The organism is Streptomyces niveus (assembly GCF_001723055.1).
In the GTDB taxonomy this organism is placed as follows: domain Bacteria; phylum Actinomycetota; class Actinomycetes; order Streptomycetales; family Streptomycetaceae; genus Streptomyces; species Streptomyces niveus.
This window is the reverse complement of record NZ_MDCR01000542.1, coordinates 1-913: the sequence shown is the minus strand read 5'-3', so window position 1 is coordinate 913 and position 913 is coordinate 1. Positions and strand designations below refer to the sequence as shown.

The 913-nt window shown below is 72.3% G+C and carries 1 protein-coding gene; it reads left to right on the top strand.

The features are described 5' to 3' along the window. Positions 1–467 precede the first annotated feature (467 nt). Positions 468–913, top strand: a 446-nt coding sequence (locus BHU15_RS41935; RefSeq protein WP_069631137.1) for a hypothetical protein, incomplete at its 3' end; no start/stop codon positions are given.

Below are 913 nucleotides of genomic sequence, written 5' to 3'. Positions count from 1 at the left end.
CTGAAGACCCACGGCCGTGTCCGTGGGAACGGTCAGTGCCACGATCGCGCCGATGACCGCGGCGACGACGCCGATCATCGCGACGTACTCGACACCGCCCTGGCCGGTCTCGTCGCGCCTGCCCGCTCTGCGACGGCAGAGAGTGCCGTTCATCCGCGCTCCTCGTCCAAGCTGTGGCGTGTTCACCTGACCGGAGTGGAGAGTAAGGAGCCTCCCGGGCCCAGTCGGAGGGTCCGGGGACCCATTCACGGGCCCAGACGTACGGCGGGGCCCCCGAGCGGGCCGCGTATCGCCCCGATACGGGCGCCGGGAGTGTGGGAACGGGCGAGGCCGGGGGGGTGTGGGGTGCCGCGTACGGCACGCCGTATCGCCTCGTACAGCGGTACCGTGGGAGGAACGAGGGCTTCCGGACACCCCCAGGGGGCGGTGCGGGCCCGGGGAACGTCGTACGTGAAGAGGTGCTCCGTATGGACGCGGATCGTGCCGAGCGTCTGACCGCGGAGCTGCGCGCCCGCGGCGTCATGGCGCATCTGGTGCACGCGGGTGTCTACGAGTTCGGTATCCGGGTCGTCCTGGACGACCGGATCGAGGCGCTCTGGGACATGGACGGGGCGGCGGGGCTGGACGCGGAGATCGTGAACGAGGGGGCCCTGATCGGGTTCGTCCCCCATGTGCCGGGGTCGGAGGAGTTCACCGAGGAGCAGATGGTGAACACCATCGCGACCACGAACTACGCCCTCGACACACTCCAGCGCCCCGCCGACCGCGCGTCGAGTACGGGGACGCCACGCCCGGGCGCCGTGTTACGTCACCGCTTGCCGCGCCGGATCCAGTGGGCGCGGCGCTGGCGCCGGAGCGCGGGCGGGGTGGCGGGCGGCGGTTCCTCCGGCGGCCGGGCGGGCGTCCCCGTACT